The following is a 16,750-nucleotide window of genomic DNA, read 5'->3' as shown; positions in this document are numbered from 1 at the left end:
TATTAGACAATTTATGCAATAGCAATATATTCTTATGGAAAATACGAAATAACTGTAAACTGCCACCTACTTAACAAAATAGATTTTAATTTTGCTATGTAGGTGGCCACTGTACTTATTCAATTCTCACATTAATTCCATCCTTTGAGCCTCTTATAAGTCCATTTTTTACAACTACATTTCCATGAAAATCTGTTCTAAATATGGTAGTACCCTTGCTATTTATTCTTTTTAAAATCTTCAAATCAGGAGTTCCTACACCATTGCAGGTAACTACTGCAATTTTTGCCTTTACTTTATTTAAAAACTTATCAGTACTGCTGGTATTTAAAGAATGATGAGGTACTTTTAAAACGTCACACTCTTTAAGCTCTCCGCTGTTAATCATATCTTCTTCCTCTGCCTTTTCACAATCTGCTGCAAATAAATACTTTATACCATCTATTTGTCCCTGTAGTACTAAAGAATTATTATTCTCTATTTTTTTATCTTCCCTAAAAGGTGCAATAGCTTTTAAGTTAACCTTACCCTGTTTTAGTTTAAAGTCTCTACTTATATATTTTACCTTTATCCCTTTTTCCACTAAGCTCTTATACAAATCATATTGCATTTCATTTTGGTGAACAGGAAGAAAAACCTTAGCTACCTTTTTGCTTTCTACTATTTTTAACAATCCACCATAATGATCATCATGATAATGGGTAAGTATAATTGCTTCAATATGATTTATTTCATTTTTGTTTAGATACTCTATTACCCTATTTTTATAGTAAGGTGCACCTGTATCTATCAAATAATTTTTATTGGGACTTCTTATTAAAATACAGTCACTTTGCCCAGTATCTATAAAATGCACTTCACATTCGTGGTGACCTGCAAAGGCAGTACTGCCGGTGAATAATATTACAATAAAAAAAATAAATGTAATTGCTTTCCTTCTCATTTTTTCACCTCCAGAAAGTCTATTACATTTATTTTCTGTATTATATAGAACTTATATCCTTTTTAAAATTTTCCATCTAACCATTCAATTTTAAGTAATCTATCTCACTAAAAGAATGGTGTATGTTGCTGCTGTATCTTGCCTAAGTTATATATTTTTTACTACTTTAATCTAGTTCCTTCTTCATCCTGTACAATTAATCCTTGTTTCATTAGTCCACCTAATGCATTTTTAAAGTAGTTTTTACTTTGATGGAATACCCTCTTTATATCCTCTGGAGAGCTTTTATCATTAAAAGTCATAAATCCACCATTCTTCTTCAAATAATTTAATATCTGCTCTTGAAGCTCTGTTCTTTCCTCTACAGCTCTTTTTCTAGGAGTAAGACCAAGCCTTCCATCGTCGTATATCTTTTTTACTCTTAATTTTAATTCATGGCCTTCTTTTAGCTCTGAAAAGTATTCATTAACTAGTATAACTCCTTTATAACTTCTATCTACAGCTATCATTGCACTACCGTTTGTTTGAAAGCCATAGACTACACCTGTAACTTCATCTCCAACCCTGTATTTATTCTTTTGTATAGCTTCTGGATCTTCTGTATCTAGAGTATCTAAATATCTATCAATATCCGTGGTTGCAGCTATTCTTCCAGTTTTATCTAGGTATATGTAAAACAGATAACTATTTTCAACCTCTATGTCATATTTCTGCTCTTTAAAAGGAATAAGAACATCTCTTTCTAACCCAATGCTTACAAAGGAACCAATCTTACTCTTAGCTGCTACCTTTAAATAAGCTATATCTCCAACTTGAGCTAGAGGCTCTCCTAAGGTTGCTATTATTCTATCCTTTGAATCTCTATATATAAATGCTCTAACTTCTTCTCCTTCTTGTAAGTCCCTACCTAACGCACTTTTGTTGGGTAAAAGTACATCGTCACCAAGTCTTCCAGTACCAGCATCTAAATAGTATCCAAAGTCTGTTCTTCTAGATACTTTTACAGTATTAAATTCTCCTATGTTTATCATTTAGTTTTCACTCCTTACATTTCACCATTATCGTAATTACCGCTCCTTATTATATACTATTATTACCATAGTTACTATAGTTTATAAACCTTAAAATAGAAATTTCAAATCAAATCTAGCACAAAAAGCCGGCAAAATAATGCCGGCTAGTTAAAAATAAATATTAAAAGAGTTCTAACCTCTAAATTACTGCTGCTAACAGTAGTAACTCCTCATTATCTCTGTAAATCTTATTAAACTGACTTATTGGAAGTGGATTTCTTCCTCTGCCCACTTCTATAGTATACCCTGGTCTTCTATACTCTTGAATAAACCAATCCTTATATCCTGAATAAGAGGTTATCCCTGTTGTTTCTGATAGGGCATAGCCGCTTACCTGTGAGAATAGATTTCCTATTCTTCTAGCTTCAGGAGGAGTAAGTGCCCCATACTGCCAGTATATAACCTCTCCCTGGCTGTGGTATGCAAGTACCAATCTAAAATTATGACTTCTTGTAAAGTTTACTACAGTTTTAGTTTCTGGTTCAGATTCAGGGAAAGGACCAGAATATCTGGTAGGCCCCGGTCCAAATACACCATAACTTGCCTCTGCCTGCTTTGATAACTCCCAGGATGCATTATAATTATGATTTAAATCTACTCCTCTTGTATTTGCCTGCCAATTTTGTGAAAAATCTGTGCTGCCTTTATTCCACTTTATCAAATCATTATAGAAAGGATTACTTCTCTTTAAGCCGTTCAGCACCAAGTCAATTCCATCTGGATTTACCATTGGCATTATATATATACTACTTCTGTTCCATATATCTGCTATGTTGTATCCGCCTATACTACGACCTTCTGAATAAGCCTTAGCAAAGTTTTCTGTAAACTTCATTAATAGAGGAGTAGTAATCCACTCTAATGCATGGTGAGACCCATTATAGAAAACCTGATTTGGTCCTGTACCAAGTCTTATATAATAAAGGTTTCTTCCAAGTACGCTTTTTCCTGCAACTCCAACAGTGATAAATGGATACCTAGCCTTAAGTCCATCTAAATCTTTTCTTAAAACCTCATAGGTATAATTAATGTTTGTATCTACCACATCAATACCATAGGGAACAATAATAGTACTGCCTAGAATAAGAGCAAAGGGCTCTATACCTGGGTTTGCTACTATTATTTTATATACCTGAGTATAGTACCTTCTAGCAATATCATACAAAGTATCTCCAGGTCTTATAGTATAAACATCATATCCAAGCATAAATCTCTCTAAAGCATTATAAGTAGCCGGGCCTACAATCCCATCAGCAGTTAAACCATTATCCCTTTGAAACTGCCTTACCGCTTCTTCCGTTTGCCTTCCATATACCCCATCAATTGGTCCTGGATTATAGCCAATCTTACTTAAAACTGCTTGTATTTCCATTACTTCTGTTCCTCTAGAACCTAATCTATAAACCGGCATAATAAACCACCTAAAAATTAATTATCAATATTATGTTATACTAATACTTACATTTAGGTGACTATCTGAGTACAAAATCCCTAATTATTTTAAATAAAAAACAGTTAGAACTCTGGGTTCTAACTGCTTACTTTAAGTTAAAACTATTTTACTTATACTCTTTAGCTTCATCTATATAATGCTGTGCTGCTTCTCTAATAGACATTCTTTCCTCTTCAGTAAGTTCACGAATAACTTTAGCTGGTGATCCCATACATAAAACTCCTGAAGGAATCTTTTTATTTGCAGTTACCAAACTTCCTGCTCCAATCATAACTTCTTCGCCTATCTCAGCTCCATCTAATATTATAGATCCCATACCTATCAATGAAAAATTACCGATTTTGCATCCGTGTAAAATTACGTTATGTCCTACAGTTACATATTCTCCTACCACTGTAGGAGTACCTTTTATATTAGCATGAACAGTGCTGTTATCCTGTATGTTGGAGCCCTTTCCTATATAAATAGAATTGCTGTCACCTCTTACTACTGCTCCAAACCAAACACTAGCATCTGCTTCTAGAGTAACCTTTCCTATAACCTCTGCAGTATCTGCTACAAAAGAGCTTTCATGTACTTCTGGTTTATTTTCCTTAAAGTTACGTATCATATCTTTCCCACCTTTCAACCAAATTAAATTAATAACTAAACTTTATACCTACTATTAAAATTATAACTAATTTTTATGTGAAATAAAACCAATAGTAATTGATTATATACTGCTTTTATGATAACTTACTAGTATACTTTGGTAAAAATACTAAAAATAAAAACTAGGAAGTTATGCTAGCATTTATAAAATAAATATTAAAATCGGAGGGGTTATATCTTGTATTTAAAATCGTTAGATGAACTAAAAAAGTATGTGAAAGACTTATCTGTAATGCCTGGTGAAGAGCTAATGATACTAACTGCTGAAAAATCATCAATTCACGTAAATGAATTAATAGAATACCTAAATGAAGAAGAGATAAACTTTTTTGGAGGCATATATCCAAGACTTCTCGTTGGAGACAAAAGCTTACAGAGTGGTTTTGTCGTTGAGAAATATGAACCTCTCTATTCTTCTATAGTACTTCCTTATTTAATGAGATTTAAATTAGATGTGAATACTTTAAAAGATTGCACGGCATTAGTTTTAGTAGACGGTTTATCAAGTCAAATGAAGGACCTAACAGATACTGTTTATAACAAATTGGGGAATAATGTTAGTTATATTGGTGGTGGAGCTGGATACTATGATTTAACACAAAGACCTTGTATATTCACTAATAAAGGAATCTTTCAAGATGTACTTTACGTTTGTATTATAAAATCCCCAGTTAAAATTGCAGTAAATCATGGTTGGAATAAGCTTGAAGGACCTTTTCACATAACCGAATCTAGATCTAATGTACTTTGCAAATTAGATAGTTATAATGCCTTCGATGTATATAGAGATATAATTGAAGATGAAGAAAAAATTACTCTTTATAAATCAGACTTCTTCATTTACGCTAAGGACCACCCCTTTGGAATTGTAAAAAGAGGACAAACTAACCTAGTTGTAAGAGATCCTATAGCCTTAAATGAAGATAATGAAATTATTTGTGTGGCAGATATACCTGAAGATAGTGACTTATACATACTTAAGGGAGATGTTAATTCACTTTTAAGTTCCTCACTAGACATTGCAACAAATTGTGCTTCAAATGCACCTGAAAAATATATTCCTCTACTATTCGACTGTATTTCCCGTGCAATGTTTTTGGAGGAGCGTTTTGAAGAAGAGCTCACAAATATTCAAAGCAAATTTAAATACACTGTTCAAGGAGCCTTGTCCATAGGTGAAATCTCCTCTAGTAATAATGGTCAATTAGTAATTCATAATAAATCTACTATATTAGGACTTCTTTCAATTTAAAGATTTAAAAGGCTAGATGAAAAATAAATTCATCTAGCCTTTATAGATTTCTATTTTAGGTTTATATCATAAATGTTACTTACAAATTATGCTACATTTTCATTGTTAAAATTTCTTACATCCTTAAGTCCCTCTTCATCCTTTAGTCTCATATATAGGTAGAAAGGAACTCCAAATAACATAAGCAAGAAACCATACAATACTGTTTCTGCACCGGAACCATAAATAGCCCATACTGAATAAGTAAACCCTATTAGGGGTACAATAGAACTTTTTATGAACTTCCAAACATTAAAGCCTTTTTCCCTTTTTACCAGAAGAATTATCTCCGCTGCAGCAGTACTTGCATACACTGGAAGATAGGATAAAGTTGCTAATAAAATCATGAAATTAAAAGCAGAAAGTAATGACTGCGTATAGTTCATTAATAAAAGTATATTTGTAAGCACTGCATTTATTATTAATGAAACATGGGGTGTTTTGTACTTTGGGTGAACTTTAGCAAATATCTCTGGAAAAACTCTGTCTACTCCAGCTGCATAGGACATCCTCGCTGTTGTTAAAAGCCAGCCTACAACGGAACCAAGTACACTTACTATAGAAGCTAATAATAAAGCTTTGGTAATACCATTTCCAAAATATTGAGCTAATATATCAATTATTGGCGAAGTACTCTTTGCTAAAGTTTCTTGAGGCATAGCTCCCATAGCAAAGAAACTTATTAGCATATAGGTTATAACAGCAATAGAAATTCCTAAAATCGTACTTAATTTTATGTTTCTCTCAGGATTTTTTATCTCACCTGCTGTCACTGTGGCAGTTTCAAAGCCTGTAAATGCCCATAAAGTTGCCGCTGCTGCTGCTGGAAGGGTACTTATTCCTTTCCCTTCTGGAAATGCCGGTGTTAAAAACTCTGGATTAAAATGATAAGCAGAAACACCGACGAAAAACATAAATAAAAATAGCTTAAATATGGTTATAACTGTTTGAAAAAAAGATGCTTGCTTAACTCCTACAATATTTAATATTGTAAATATCCATAAGATACCACTTGTATATAAAAATGCATAGAGACCATTATTATGTATAGCAGGAATCACCGTCGCCGTATAGCTTGCAATAGAGGTAATTATTGCAGCATTACCAATCCAAGAAGCTGTCCAATAAAGCCATGCATTTAAAAAGCCCATAAAACCGCCAAGAGCCATTTTTGAATACTCATAAGGCCCTCCTGTCTTAGGTATTTTAGATCCTAAATTACCAAAGGAAAGTGCTAAAAATATAGAACCTATCCCTGTAAGTGCCCAAGCCAAAAGAGTAGAACCTGGACCAGCTGCATTAGCTAAGGTTGCTGGAAGCATAAATATGCCGGAACCTATCATGTTTCCTGCTACCAGAGTAGTGGCCACTAGAAGTCCCATCTCTTTCTTTAAACCTGCCTCTTTTTGCATTTGAATCCTCCTCTTTGTATAAAATCAAACAACGTTGTCACTTTATCATAGCACATTAAGTGAATCAATAATCTTTCTACATTTTGTTACAAAACAATACAGGATTTTTCCTCTAATTATTACATTAAAATATTTCCCTTATAAAGTCGTAAATATACCTTTTACATTTTTTATCAAAAGCCGTATAATTTCTAAAGCCTATATTCAAAATGTATATTAGTAGTTCTCATTGAATTTCTGTTAAATCTGCTTTATAATAATAAAGACACTATATATAGTGTGCAGAAATTAACTACACTACTATATATAGTGATTGTTGTAAATACTTACATACAGGGAGGTAGACTTCTATTGGATTCTATAAAGAGTTTATTTAAAAGATATTATACAAAAGAACTAGAAATACATAGTGATAAAACAGTTTACGATTTGTTTAAGTGGAAAAAGGTTGATGTATTTTTAAAAGACCATAAAACAGATAAAGTATTAGTTGATATGAAAGAATTGGAGTTTCCAGAAAATTATTCTCAAAATGCCTGCGATATTATAGCTTCAAAATACTTCAGAAAGGCTGGAGTTCCAAGTGAAACTGGCTATGAGAACAGTATGAGATCTATAGCAGATAGAATGGTTAATTTTTGGTGTCAGTCACTAAAGGATGAGGCAATAATTAAAACAGAAGAAGAAGCATCCATTTTTTACGATGAAGCCGTTTATACTTTATTGAACCAAATGTATGCACCTAATTCTCCTCAGTGGTTTAACACTGGTCTTGCTCAATCCTATGGTATAAAAGGTACTAAACAAGGTCATTTTTATTTTGATGAAAAGGAAGGAAAGGTAGTAGAAAGTTCGGATAACTATTCAAGAACTCAAGCCTCAGCTTGCTTCATATTATCTATTGAGGATAAGCTTCTAGGTCCTCATTCCATATCGGAGCAGTATGTAACAGAAACAAAGCTTTTTAAAGGCGGTTCTGGTACTGGTACTAACTTTTCTCGTATAAGAGGAAAAGGTGAAAAACTTTCCGGCGGCGGTGTATCTTCAGGACTTATGAGTTTCTTAAAAGGTCTTGATAGAAATGCAGGAGCTATAAAGTCTGGTGGTACTACAAGAAGAGCTGCAAAAATGGTATGCCTTGATGTAGATCATCCTGAGATCATGGATTTTATAACCTGGAAAGCAAAAGAAGAAAATAAAGTAAGAGCCCTTGGAAAGATGGGGTATGATATTGATATAGACGGAGAAGCATATGAAACTGTATCAGGACAAAACAGCAATAATTCTATAAGATTTTCAGATTACTTTATGAAAAAGGTTGAGGACTTAGAAAAAAAATCCGATGAAACAATAGATCTAAAAGGAAGAGTTGATTCAAAGGTAAATAAAACTGCTAAGGTTTCTGATATATGGGAAGCTTTTAACTCCTCTGCTTGGAACTGTGCTGACCCTGCTCCACAGTTTGATGATACCTTTAATGCTTGGCATACTTGTCCAGCGGGAGAGGATGGTGTTGTAAATGCAGATTATAACAAAATTAACTCTACAAATCCTTGTGGAGAATATGCCTTTTTAGATGACTCCTCCTGTAACTTAGCTTCTATTAACATATATAAATTTTATGATGTAAATACTAATAAATTTGATATAGAAGGATACCTACATGTTATAGGTCTTACTCAGTTAATTCTTGAAGCATCAATTCACTGGGGGCAGTTCCCGACTGCTGATATTGCAAGAAAAACCTACCTGTTTAGAGCAACAGGACTTGGAGTTGCTAATATAGCTTCCTTATTCATGGTTATGGGCTACCCTTATGACTCAGAGGAAGCTAGAACTTTGGCTGCAGCTTTAATTGGTACTCTTACCGGTTATTCTTACTATGTATCCTCACTTATGGCTAAAGAAGTGGGCTCCTTTGCAAAATTCGAGATAAATAAGCCTCACATGATGAGAGTTATAAGAAATCATGCTAGAGCAGCTGGAGTTAACTTAGATTTCCTAAGTAAGGCTAAGGACGCTAGGTTTAACCCTGAATTTGAAGGTTTAAACTACGAACCTACAAAGGTTGACCATGAGAACTTAAATAGAGAAGGATTGAATTATATAAGTTCCGCTTTAAAAGACTCTTGGGTTAAGGCTCTTCAATCCGGTAGTGAAGCTGGATTTAGAAACGCTCAAGTTTCTGTTATAGCTCCAACAGGAACTATATCCTTTGCTATGGACTGCGGTGCTACATCTATAGAGCCATTTTTCAGCCATATCGTATATAAGAAGCTTTCTGGCGGTGGATTTATGACAATTATAAATCCTGTTATAACTATAGCCCTAAAGAAGCTTGGCTACACTAAAGATCAAATAGAAGACATTTTGAATTACGTTCTTGAAAAGGAAACAGTAAATGAAAATGGGTTTAGTTATGAAAAGATTTTAGATGGCAAAATAGAGGGTGCTCCCCATTTAAAAGAAGAACATCTTCCTATATTTGATACATCAAATCGTTGTGGAAGTGGTGAAAGATACATAGCACCAATGGGTCATGTGCTTATGGTAGCAGCAATAACACCATTAATATCTGGTGCTATATCTAAAACTGTAAACCTACCTAAAACTGCAACAGTAGAAGACTTTAAAAAAGTAATTTTATCTTCCTGGAAGCATGGGGTAAAGGGAATAACCTTATATAGAGACTCCTCCAAGGCAGCTCAACCTTTAAATACCAGCTTAGGAGATAACAATGATACAAAACTTGAGAATCTAACTTATCAGCAGCTTCTTGCTAAAACTAGAGAGCTGCAAAAGGGAGTAAAGTATTCAAGACGGGATAAACCTGTAGGCATTCGTCAGGGTACTACTCATCCTGCTCAAATTGATGATGTTAAGATTTATACTACAGTGAATAGACGCCAAAATGGTGAAATATCAGAAATATATATAACAACGGATAGAGAAGGTACAATAATTACAGGACTTCTAAATTCACTATCCAAGTCAATTTCTGTAATGCTTCAATATCATGTAGCTCCTCAAGATATAGCTAGAATGTTAAGAGGACAAAAATATGAGCCTTATGGCTTTGTACAAAAGCACCCTTATATAAAATATGTATCATCTATTTCAGATTTAATAAGTAAGGTTATTGACATTGAGCTTGGAGATTTCTCAAGGTGTCAGGTTAAGCCTGAAAATTATAATGAAGATACAATAGGTTCAAATACTGAGGCTGCAGTAGATTCTTTAACTTCCAAGGACGGCGAGGTTAAAACTAAAAAGGTAGATGGCGAAAGAGTTTATGGTTCTACTTGCTCTACCTGCTCCAGCACTAGAATGGTGAGAAACGGAACCTGCATGGTATGCTTGGACTGTGGATCTACTACTGGCTGCAGTTAGGAGGAAAAGCATTAGCCTTTACTGATACAATTAGAAGCTTTACTAAAAAGAGAATATTTATCCATTAATATTCAAATGATTCAATAAAAAATCACTACTTAAAAATATAAAGTTAAGTAGTGGTTTTTTGTAAATCTCCAGCATCAACATTGTTTACATCAAAATTCTTTAAAGCCATTACCTCTTCAAATCTCTCTATTAATTTGGGCATTCTTTCTTCAGGTACCATTCCTTCCAATGAAGATAAGTTTCCAACTTCAATAGCTTTATCTGCTGCCAATACTACTTCATCTATAGGAGTTCTTACTGGCCTTAAACCTTCATAAAAATATAATTTAATCCTTAGCACAAAGCTTTAGTTTTGCACTTGATTAAGTATGATTTTATTTTAAAGATTTATTTTGGACTATATAGGGACTATTTGTGAACTTTTTCGTTCACTGCCTTTCTTTAACAGGTAAACTAAAACTAAAAATAGAACCTTTTCCTGGGAAACTTTCTGCCCATGCCCTACCTCCTAAAAGTTCCATTAGTTCTTTTACTAAAGATAGTCCTAAACCTGACCCTTCTTTAGATAAAGGTCTTGCATCATTAATTTTATAAAACCTTTTCCAAACATTAGGTAATTCTTCCGGAGAAATTCCTATACCTGTGTCTATAACATGTACATTAACCTTACCGTCACTTATATCTGACTTAACTAATATTCTTCCGCTCTTTGGAGTAAATCTTACAGCATTTGTAACATAATTAATAATTACTTGTTCTATTAAATCTTCATCTCCTATTACTTTAGGTAAATCCGCTGATTTCTCTAGTTCTAAAGAAAGATCATTTTCCTCAGCTAATGGTTTTAATCTATTAACAGCTTTTTCAATAACCTCATTAATAGACAACTGTCTTTTATTTATCTTAACATGTCCAGCTTCCATCCTAGATAAATCTAAAAGACTATTTACTAGCCTGTGTAATCTTAATGTTTCTTTAAGAACAATTCTGAGATATTTCTTTTCCTGTTCTTTTTTATTTATAACTCCATCAAGAATTGCCTCAATATATCCTCTCACTGAAGTAAGGGGAGTGCGAAGTTCATGAGATGCATTTGCTACAAACTCTCTTTGCATCCTTTCCATTTCAATCATTTTATCTTTTTCATGTTCTAAGTCTCTTAAGGTTTTATCTAGCTTTACTGTCATATAGTTAAATGTTTCAGCTAATTTTCCTATTTCGTCATTAGAAGTAAATTTAACTCTCTGAGTAAAATTGCCTTTAGCCATTTCCAAAGATATTTCTGTTATTTCTTTAATAGGTTTTGTAATGTTTCTTGATATAAAAAAACTTACTGAAGCTAAAACAATAACTGCTATAACACCAGCAAGAATCACAATTTTTAGAGCTTGAGAAATGCTATTATTAATGTCTGAAAGTGGATTACAAACAAACACCGCTCCTCCTATATTACCTTCAACATATATCGGCAAAGCTACAGACAGAACTGGGTCAGCTGAATATCTTATATTCCCACGATTTATAACTATTTCTCCATTAAGTGCTCTTCTTATCTCCTCACTTTCCGGACATTCATTATCAGGATTATCAATCTTACTTGGACCACTAATAATATTTCCTTCTTTGTTAACAATCCACATACGTGAAACATTGATTTTATTATAAACCTTTATTGTCTCATCCATTTGAGCAAAATCCTTATTTTTTATGTTAGTACTTACAACTTTGGATATTTCTTTCCCTTGAGTAAGAAGCTGTTGTTCTCTAATTCCATAGTAATAGTTATTAAAGAAAATATAAAATAGTGAACTTACTATTCCAATAGCAAGTAATATTAATAAAAGATAAGTTAAAAAAAGTTTACTAAATAGATTTCTCTTCATTTTTCACTACCTCAAATTTATACCCTACTCCCCAAACTGTTTGTATATAGGTGTATGGATGATTGTTTTCCATTTTTCGACGTAACCTTTTTACATGAGTATCAACAGTTCGTGAATCACCTAGGTAATCATAACCCCAAATTTTATTTAGTAGCTGATCTCTTGTAAAAACTCTACCAACATTGCTTGCCAATAACCATAGCATTTCAACTTCTTTTGGAGTGCTTACTATTTTAACCCCATTAATAATAATTTCATATTTAGAAAAGTCAATTATAAGATATGGAAAGTTCAAAATATCTTTTTCTTGTTCCTCGTTCCTCACTCTTCTTAAAATAGCCTTAACTCTTGCTGCTACTTCCCCTGGTGAAAAAGGCTTGGTTACATAATCATCACCACCTAAATTAAGTCCAAGAATTTTATCTGATTCTTCTCCCTTTGCAGAAAGCATTATTATAGGTGTATCCATATCTTTTCTTAGTTCTTTAGCCACCTGCCATCCATCCTTAAGAGGAAGCATAATATCTAATATAATTAAATCTGGTTTGAATTTCCCAGCTAACTCTAGAGCCTTTAACCCATCACCTGCTGTCTCTACTACAAATCCCTCTGCCTCTAAGTATAGCTTAAGAAGTTCTGATACATTTTCTTCATCATCTACAACAAGAACTTTTTTATTTTCCATATAAAACCTCCACGATTAAATATATGTTTTATTCTCTATACGATTAACTGCTATAACAGTTTCAATCTGTTATCTTTACTATAATATCATATTCCATAAAAATATCTGTAACTTATGTTACAGTTTAGTTTCAACCTATTTAATCAACTTGAAATGTACTACAAATCTAGCATTTTCGAACTCATAACTGCAAGTTGACAATGTAAGAATTACATCCTTTGAATTTAGAGTTGTGTCATTTACATACAAAGATTTCTCTTTTATACTCTTTATAAATTCATTGACCTCAACATCATCTTTAAAATCAGTTTTTATGTAATTAAAATCTGTGCCTGTTACGTAGGCAGAAAAAACCTGCCATTTATATTGTTCACCTAATATGTTAAAGGTGATAATCTGATTGTCCTTAAAGAATTTTTCATCTTTATACAGCTTTAAATCACCAAACATTGTTCCATCTTTCATATGATGACCATATATAATTATATTTTTTTCACCGTTAACAAAGTTTTCAAGATTCTTGTTACGGTAATCCACAAAAATACTTCCATAATTACTGGATTCTTTTTCAAAATTATGATTAAGGTAATACTCATTATCCTTACCCTGAACTACAGGATAGTTAATTCTAGTGTTATTTATATTAAGCCATCCTACAGCATCTTTGTTAACTTTTAAAAGAGGCTCCATAAACTGTTGACCTTTATCCTCATTCTTACTTACTTTGCTTTCATTATAAATTGTAGTTATGCTTTTATTTAATTTATCATTACGGTATTTATCTACCAATCTATACCCTGTCATAATAGCAGAATAACTAAATACTATAAGCAGCGTAATGAAAAGTATTCTTTTAAAAATTTTTAATTTTAAATTCATAACCTTACCTCTTATTATTGTGTATTACTAGTTATAAAAAAATTTCCCTCACCGAATAAACATCGAGGAAGGAAATATTATAGTACTTATTAGGATTATGTTTTCAAAATCCTACTAGAATAGGTTCATGTAATTGATACAGTTATGTTTATTTAGATTTTTTCTTTAATCCTAGAGCAAGAGTTGCAAGCCCTGTTACTGCTGAGGTAGCAACAAATGGTATTGTTCCCATATCTGCAGTTTTCGGATTGCTAACTTTTTGGCTTTCTCCAGCTTCAGCATGTGCACTCTCTTTAGCTTCACCATGAGCAGCATGTCCTTCTTCTTCACCTTCAGCAAATTTAAAGAAACTTACATAAGCTTCTATATATTCTCTTCCAGCATCAACATTGTTTACATCAAAATTCTTTAAAGCCATTACCTCTTCAAATCTCTCTATTAGTTCGGGCATTTTTTCCTCAGGTACCATACCTTCTAATGGCGATAAGTTTCCAATTTCAATAGCTTTATCTGCTGCCGCTACCTTTTCATCAATAGGAGTCCCTACAGGTTTCACACCTGTGAAAGGAGCACCTTCTCCTGCTCTGTGAACTTTCACTAGCTCTTCAAAGAACTTCTTATCAGCAAGATCCTTTGCTTCAGCACTTACTTCCTTAGCTTTTATAGCTTGTTCAAACACCTGTGTTATTTCTTTTTCATTTTCCGGTTGAACCCATTTTAATGCATAATTAACGTTATTACTCTCCAACGCCTTTTTTGCATCTGAAATAGTAGGTCCCTCCATAGTATCACAATGAGCGCTTGCCATTACAGGCAATGCTGCAACAATGGAAAGAGCCATTAAAGACCTTCCAATAAACTTAGCTGCTTTTGTTCCTGTTTTCATAAAAAATTTCCTCCTTAAAATATACTAGGTTATTACGTTAATATCTCGTTGGGTATGTTTTTATTTTATGGAGCAAATTTGAACTACATAGGGACTATTTGTGAACTTTTTTGTCCATGTATTATTAACAAACAAATCTTAATCACTGGCTCTTTTTTCGGATTTAATTATAAAAACGACCAACTTTTTAGGTGACATTTCAATTATCATACGTATCTACTATTTGAAATGTACTGCATTACATAAAATCTTAGAAACAGTTATGTTGTTTATAGGAAATGATGAGAAGACTAAAACATACTTTCACAATAAAATCACATAATATGACATAGTGTTGTCAAGTTATATGATTTATATTTTTAAGTGAGGTGATGTTATGCAGATAAGTAGATTATTTCAAATCATATATATTCTGCTTGAAAAGAAGTCCGTAACAGCAGGCGAACTGGCTAAACATTTTGAAGTATCTGTGAGGACTATATATAGGGATATTGATGCACTTAGCCAAGCAGGTATTCCTATATATGCAAGCCAAGGTAAAGGTGGAGGAATCTCTCTGCTTGATAATTTTGTGCTTGATAAATCACTGCTTTCAGAAAAAGAACAGGATAAAATTCTGCTGGCTCTTCAAAGCTTGTCGGCAGTCCAATATCCCGAACTTGATGATGTGCTATCAAAATTGAACAGTCTTTTCAAGAAAAGTAATATAAACTGGATTGAAGTAGACTTTTCTAATTGGGGAAATGATAAAAAGCAGAATGAAGTTTTCAGCATTCTTAAAGACGCCATACTTGAACATATGGTAATTACTTTTTCCTATTTCAATGTAAATGGAGAAAAAAGCTACCGTAAAGTTGAACCTTTTAAACTGCTCTTTAGAGACAAAGCATGGTATCTACAAGGATATTGTCTGCAGAAAATGGCACTCAGAACATTTAAAATAAGTCGTATGTCTGATATCCATACCACTGAAGAGTCTTGTACACACCAAAGTTCACAGGAGCTTATGACTAAATCTCTAAAGGAAGCATGTAGCGAGCAGGTTAAGCTGACTCTGAAAATATCACCTGAAGGAGCCTACCGTGTATATGACGATTTTGAAGAAGAAAATATAATAAAAAACAAGGATGGCTCCTATACTGTGATTGTTTCCCTGCCCGGTGGTGAATGGATTTACAATTATCTTTTTTCTTTTGGTACAATGCTGGAGGTGATAGAACCTGAAAGTGTTCGTAAGGAGATTTCAACTCGCTTGGATAACATGGTAAATAAATATCGTTTTAAAACCTGACACACTGTGGTCAAGTTATATTAGTTATACTAAGTAAGTAAAATAGCTTAAAACCAAGGAGGTATTTTTATTATGGGAAATAATTCACCATTATTTGATATAAGCAAAGAATTTGAGGGTAACCGGGTACTTGTAACTGGCGGAACCTGAAGAAGTAACTGAACTTGTTGCTTTTCTTACTTCATACAGAGCTTTCTACAGCAATGAGCCTCTTTGGTTATACAGATTTTTCTGATGAAAACCCCTTGTTTAAGAATGCAACCCTGACGGTTAATCCGGAGGAACTTAACATTGGAGACAGCTGTGAATTGAATTATTCACTAGATATAGCATGGAACACCCCTGCACATATCCGTTTAGAATATGGCATTGACTTTATAAAATCCAATGGTCGCTCTTCCCGCAAGCTATTTCTCTTATCGGATAAAACTGTACCCGGTAGTGCACACTTGTCAGGAACACGCACTCACAGCTTTGCAGACCTTACGACACGTAAACATTACCCAGGCATCCACCTGATTACACTATTTGTGAACGGAAAAGAATCCGCTCAAACTATACTAAATATTACAGGAGGTAAAAAATGATTATAAACAACTTACTTTTAAAATTAAAAAGTAGAGATACTGAAAATATTAAAAAAACACAGGAAGTTCTCTTAGGTATGAAAGGAAAAATAGAAGTTCTTTTAGATATACAAGCTGAATTAAATGTTCGCCCCAGCCAAACAGCTTATGACATAATTCTAATTACCAAATTTGCATCAATGGAAGATATGAATGCATACCTTACTCATCCTGCACACCTGGAAGTTGCAAAATTTATAGGAAATGTTCTCGATACTCAAGTATCTGTATGTTATGAAATATGAAAAATCAAAAGTTGATATATTAGTATTTATAAA

The 16,750-nt window shown here is 33.1% G+C and carries 15 protein-coding genes; 5 read left to right on the top strand and 10 right to left on the bottom strand.

The window, feature by feature from the left end:
• Positions 1-115: 115 nt before the first annotated feature.
• The 4 genes from N4T77_RS15540 to N4T77_RS15525 form a co-directional block, all read right to left on the bottom strand.
• Positions 116-943, bottom strand: a complete 828-nt coding sequence (locus N4T77_RS15540; protein WP_261672748.1) for a ComEC/Rec2 family competence protein — start codon at positions 941-943, stop codon at positions 116-118.
• 161 nt (positions 944-1,104) lie between these two features.
• A complete protein-coding gene (locus tag N4T77_RS15535; RefSeq protein ID WP_261672747.1) occupies positions 1,105-1,974 on the bottom strand; it encodes a S1 RNA-binding domain-containing protein in 870 nt (289 codons plus the stop codon).
• 181 nt (positions 1,975-2,155) lie between these two features.
• Positions 2,156-3,427 carry a M14 family metallopeptidase gene (locus N4T77_RS15530; protein WP_261672746.1) on the bottom strand — a complete coding sequence of 424 codons (1,272 nt, stop codon included), beginning with the start codon at positions 3,425-3,427 and terminating at the stop codon, positions 2,156-2,158.
• Between the two features lie 148 nt (positions 3,428-3,575).
• On the bottom strand, positions 3,576-4,079 hold the full coding sequence (locus N4T77_RS15525; protein ID WP_261672745.1) for a gamma carbonic anhydrase family protein: 504 nt from the start codon (positions 4,077-4,079) through the stop codon (positions 3,576-3,578).
• A 219-nt stretch (positions 4,080-4,298) separates the two neighbouring features.
• On the opposite strand from N4T77_RS15525, the gene N4T77_RS15520 reads away from it, so the two are divergent.
• Positions 4,299-5,372 (top strand): FIST signal transduction protein, encoded by a 1,074-nt coding sequence (locus N4T77_RS15520; RefSeq protein ID WP_261672744.1) that lies wholly within the window; start codon positions 4,299-4,301, stop codon positions 5,370-5,372.
• An 86-nt stretch (positions 5,373-5,458) separates the two neighbouring features.
• On the opposite strand, the gene N4T77_RS15515 is transcribed toward N4T77_RS15520, so the two are convergent.
• Positions 5,459-6,823 carry an APC family permease gene (locus tag N4T77_RS15515; RefSeq protein ID WP_261672743.1) on the bottom strand — a complete coding sequence of 455 codons (1,365 nt, stop codon included), beginning with the start codon at positions 6,821-6,823 and terminating at the stop codon, positions 5,459-5,461.
• A gap of 351 nt (positions 6,824-7,174) precedes the next feature.
• Between N4T77_RS15515 and N4T77_RS15510 the strand changes: the two genes are divergently transcribed.
• A complete protein-coding gene (locus N4T77_RS15510) occupies positions 7,175-10,213 on the top strand; it encodes a vitamin B12-dependent ribonucleotide reductase (protein ID WP_261672742.1) in 3,039 nt (1,012 codons plus the stop codon).
• A gap of 112 nt (positions 10,214-10,325) precedes the next feature.
• Here the strand turns inward: N4T77_RS15510 and N4T77_RS15505 are convergent, their stop codons facing one another.
• From N4T77_RS15505 to N4T77_RS15485, 5 genes are all read right to left on the bottom strand, one after another.
• Entirely contained in the window at positions 10,326-10,562 is a 237-nt protein-coding gene (locus N4T77_RS15505) for a DUF6448 family protein (protein ID WP_261672741.1), read from the bottom strand.
• An 88-nt stretch (positions 10,563-10,650) separates the two neighbouring features.
• A complete protein-coding gene (locus N4T77_RS15500; protein WP_261672740.1) occupies positions 10,651-12,105 on the bottom strand; it encodes a cell wall metabolism sensor histidine kinase WalK in 1,455 nt (484 codons plus the stop codon).
• Positions 12,086-12,790, bottom strand: coding sequence for a response regulator transcription factor (locus N4T77_RS15495; RefSeq protein WP_261672739.1), 705 nt, complete (start codon positions 12,788-12,790; stop codon positions 12,086-12,088). The genes N4T77_RS15500 and N4T77_RS15495 overlap by 20 nt, the downstream gene beginning before the upstream one ends.
• Before the next feature lie 135 nt (positions 12,791-12,925).
• Positions 12,926-13,669 carry a class B sortase gene (srtB, locus tag N4T77_RS15490; RefSeq protein ID WP_261672738.1) on the bottom strand — a complete coding sequence of 248 codons (744 nt, stop codon included), beginning with the start codon at positions 13,667-13,669 and terminating at the stop codon, positions 12,926-12,928.
• Positions 13,670-13,817: 148 nt separating this feature from the next.
• Positions 13,818-14,555: a DUF6448 family protein gene (locus N4T77_RS15485; protein ID WP_261672737.1), complete on the bottom strand. Its 738-nt coding sequence runs from the start codon at positions 14,553-14,555 to the stop codon at positions 13,818-13,820.
• Positions 14,556-14,931: 376 nt separating this feature from the next.
• On the opposite strand from N4T77_RS15485, the gene N4T77_RS15480 reads away from it, so the two are divergent.
• The 3 genes from N4T77_RS15480 to N4T77_RS15470 all read left to right on the top strand — a co-directional run bounded on the left by N4T77_RS15480 (position 14,932) and on the right by N4T77_RS15470 (position 16,717).
• A complete protein-coding gene (locus N4T77_RS15480) occupies positions 14,932-15,846 on the top strand; it encodes a YafY family protein (RefSeq protein WP_261672736.1) in 915 nt (304 codons plus the stop codon).
• Positions 15,847-16,010: 164 nt separating this feature from the next.
• On the top strand, positions 16,011-16,433 hold the full coding sequence (locus N4T77_RS15475; RefSeq protein WP_261672734.1) for a hypothetical protein: 423 nt from the start codon (positions 16,011-16,013) through the stop codon (positions 16,431-16,433).
• The gene (locus tag N4T77_RS15470; protein ID WP_261672733.1) at positions 16,430-16,717 is read left to right on the top strand and encodes a Dabb family protein; all 288 of its coding nucleotides are present in this window, start codon (positions 16,430-16,432) and stop codon (positions 16,715-16,717) included. The genes N4T77_RS15475 and N4T77_RS15470 overlap by 4 nt, the downstream gene beginning before the upstream one ends.
• The last annotated feature ends 33 nt before the right edge of the window (positions 16,718-16,750 follow it).

The organism is Clostridium sp. CX1, assembly GCF_025398335.1.
In the GTDB taxonomy this organism is placed as follows: Bacteria; Bacillota; Clostridia; order Clostridiales; family Clostridiaceae; genus Clostridium_AM; species Clostridium_AM tanneri.
Note: the sequence above shows the minus strand (reverse complement) of the source record. Positions and strands in the feature narration are given on the sequence as shown.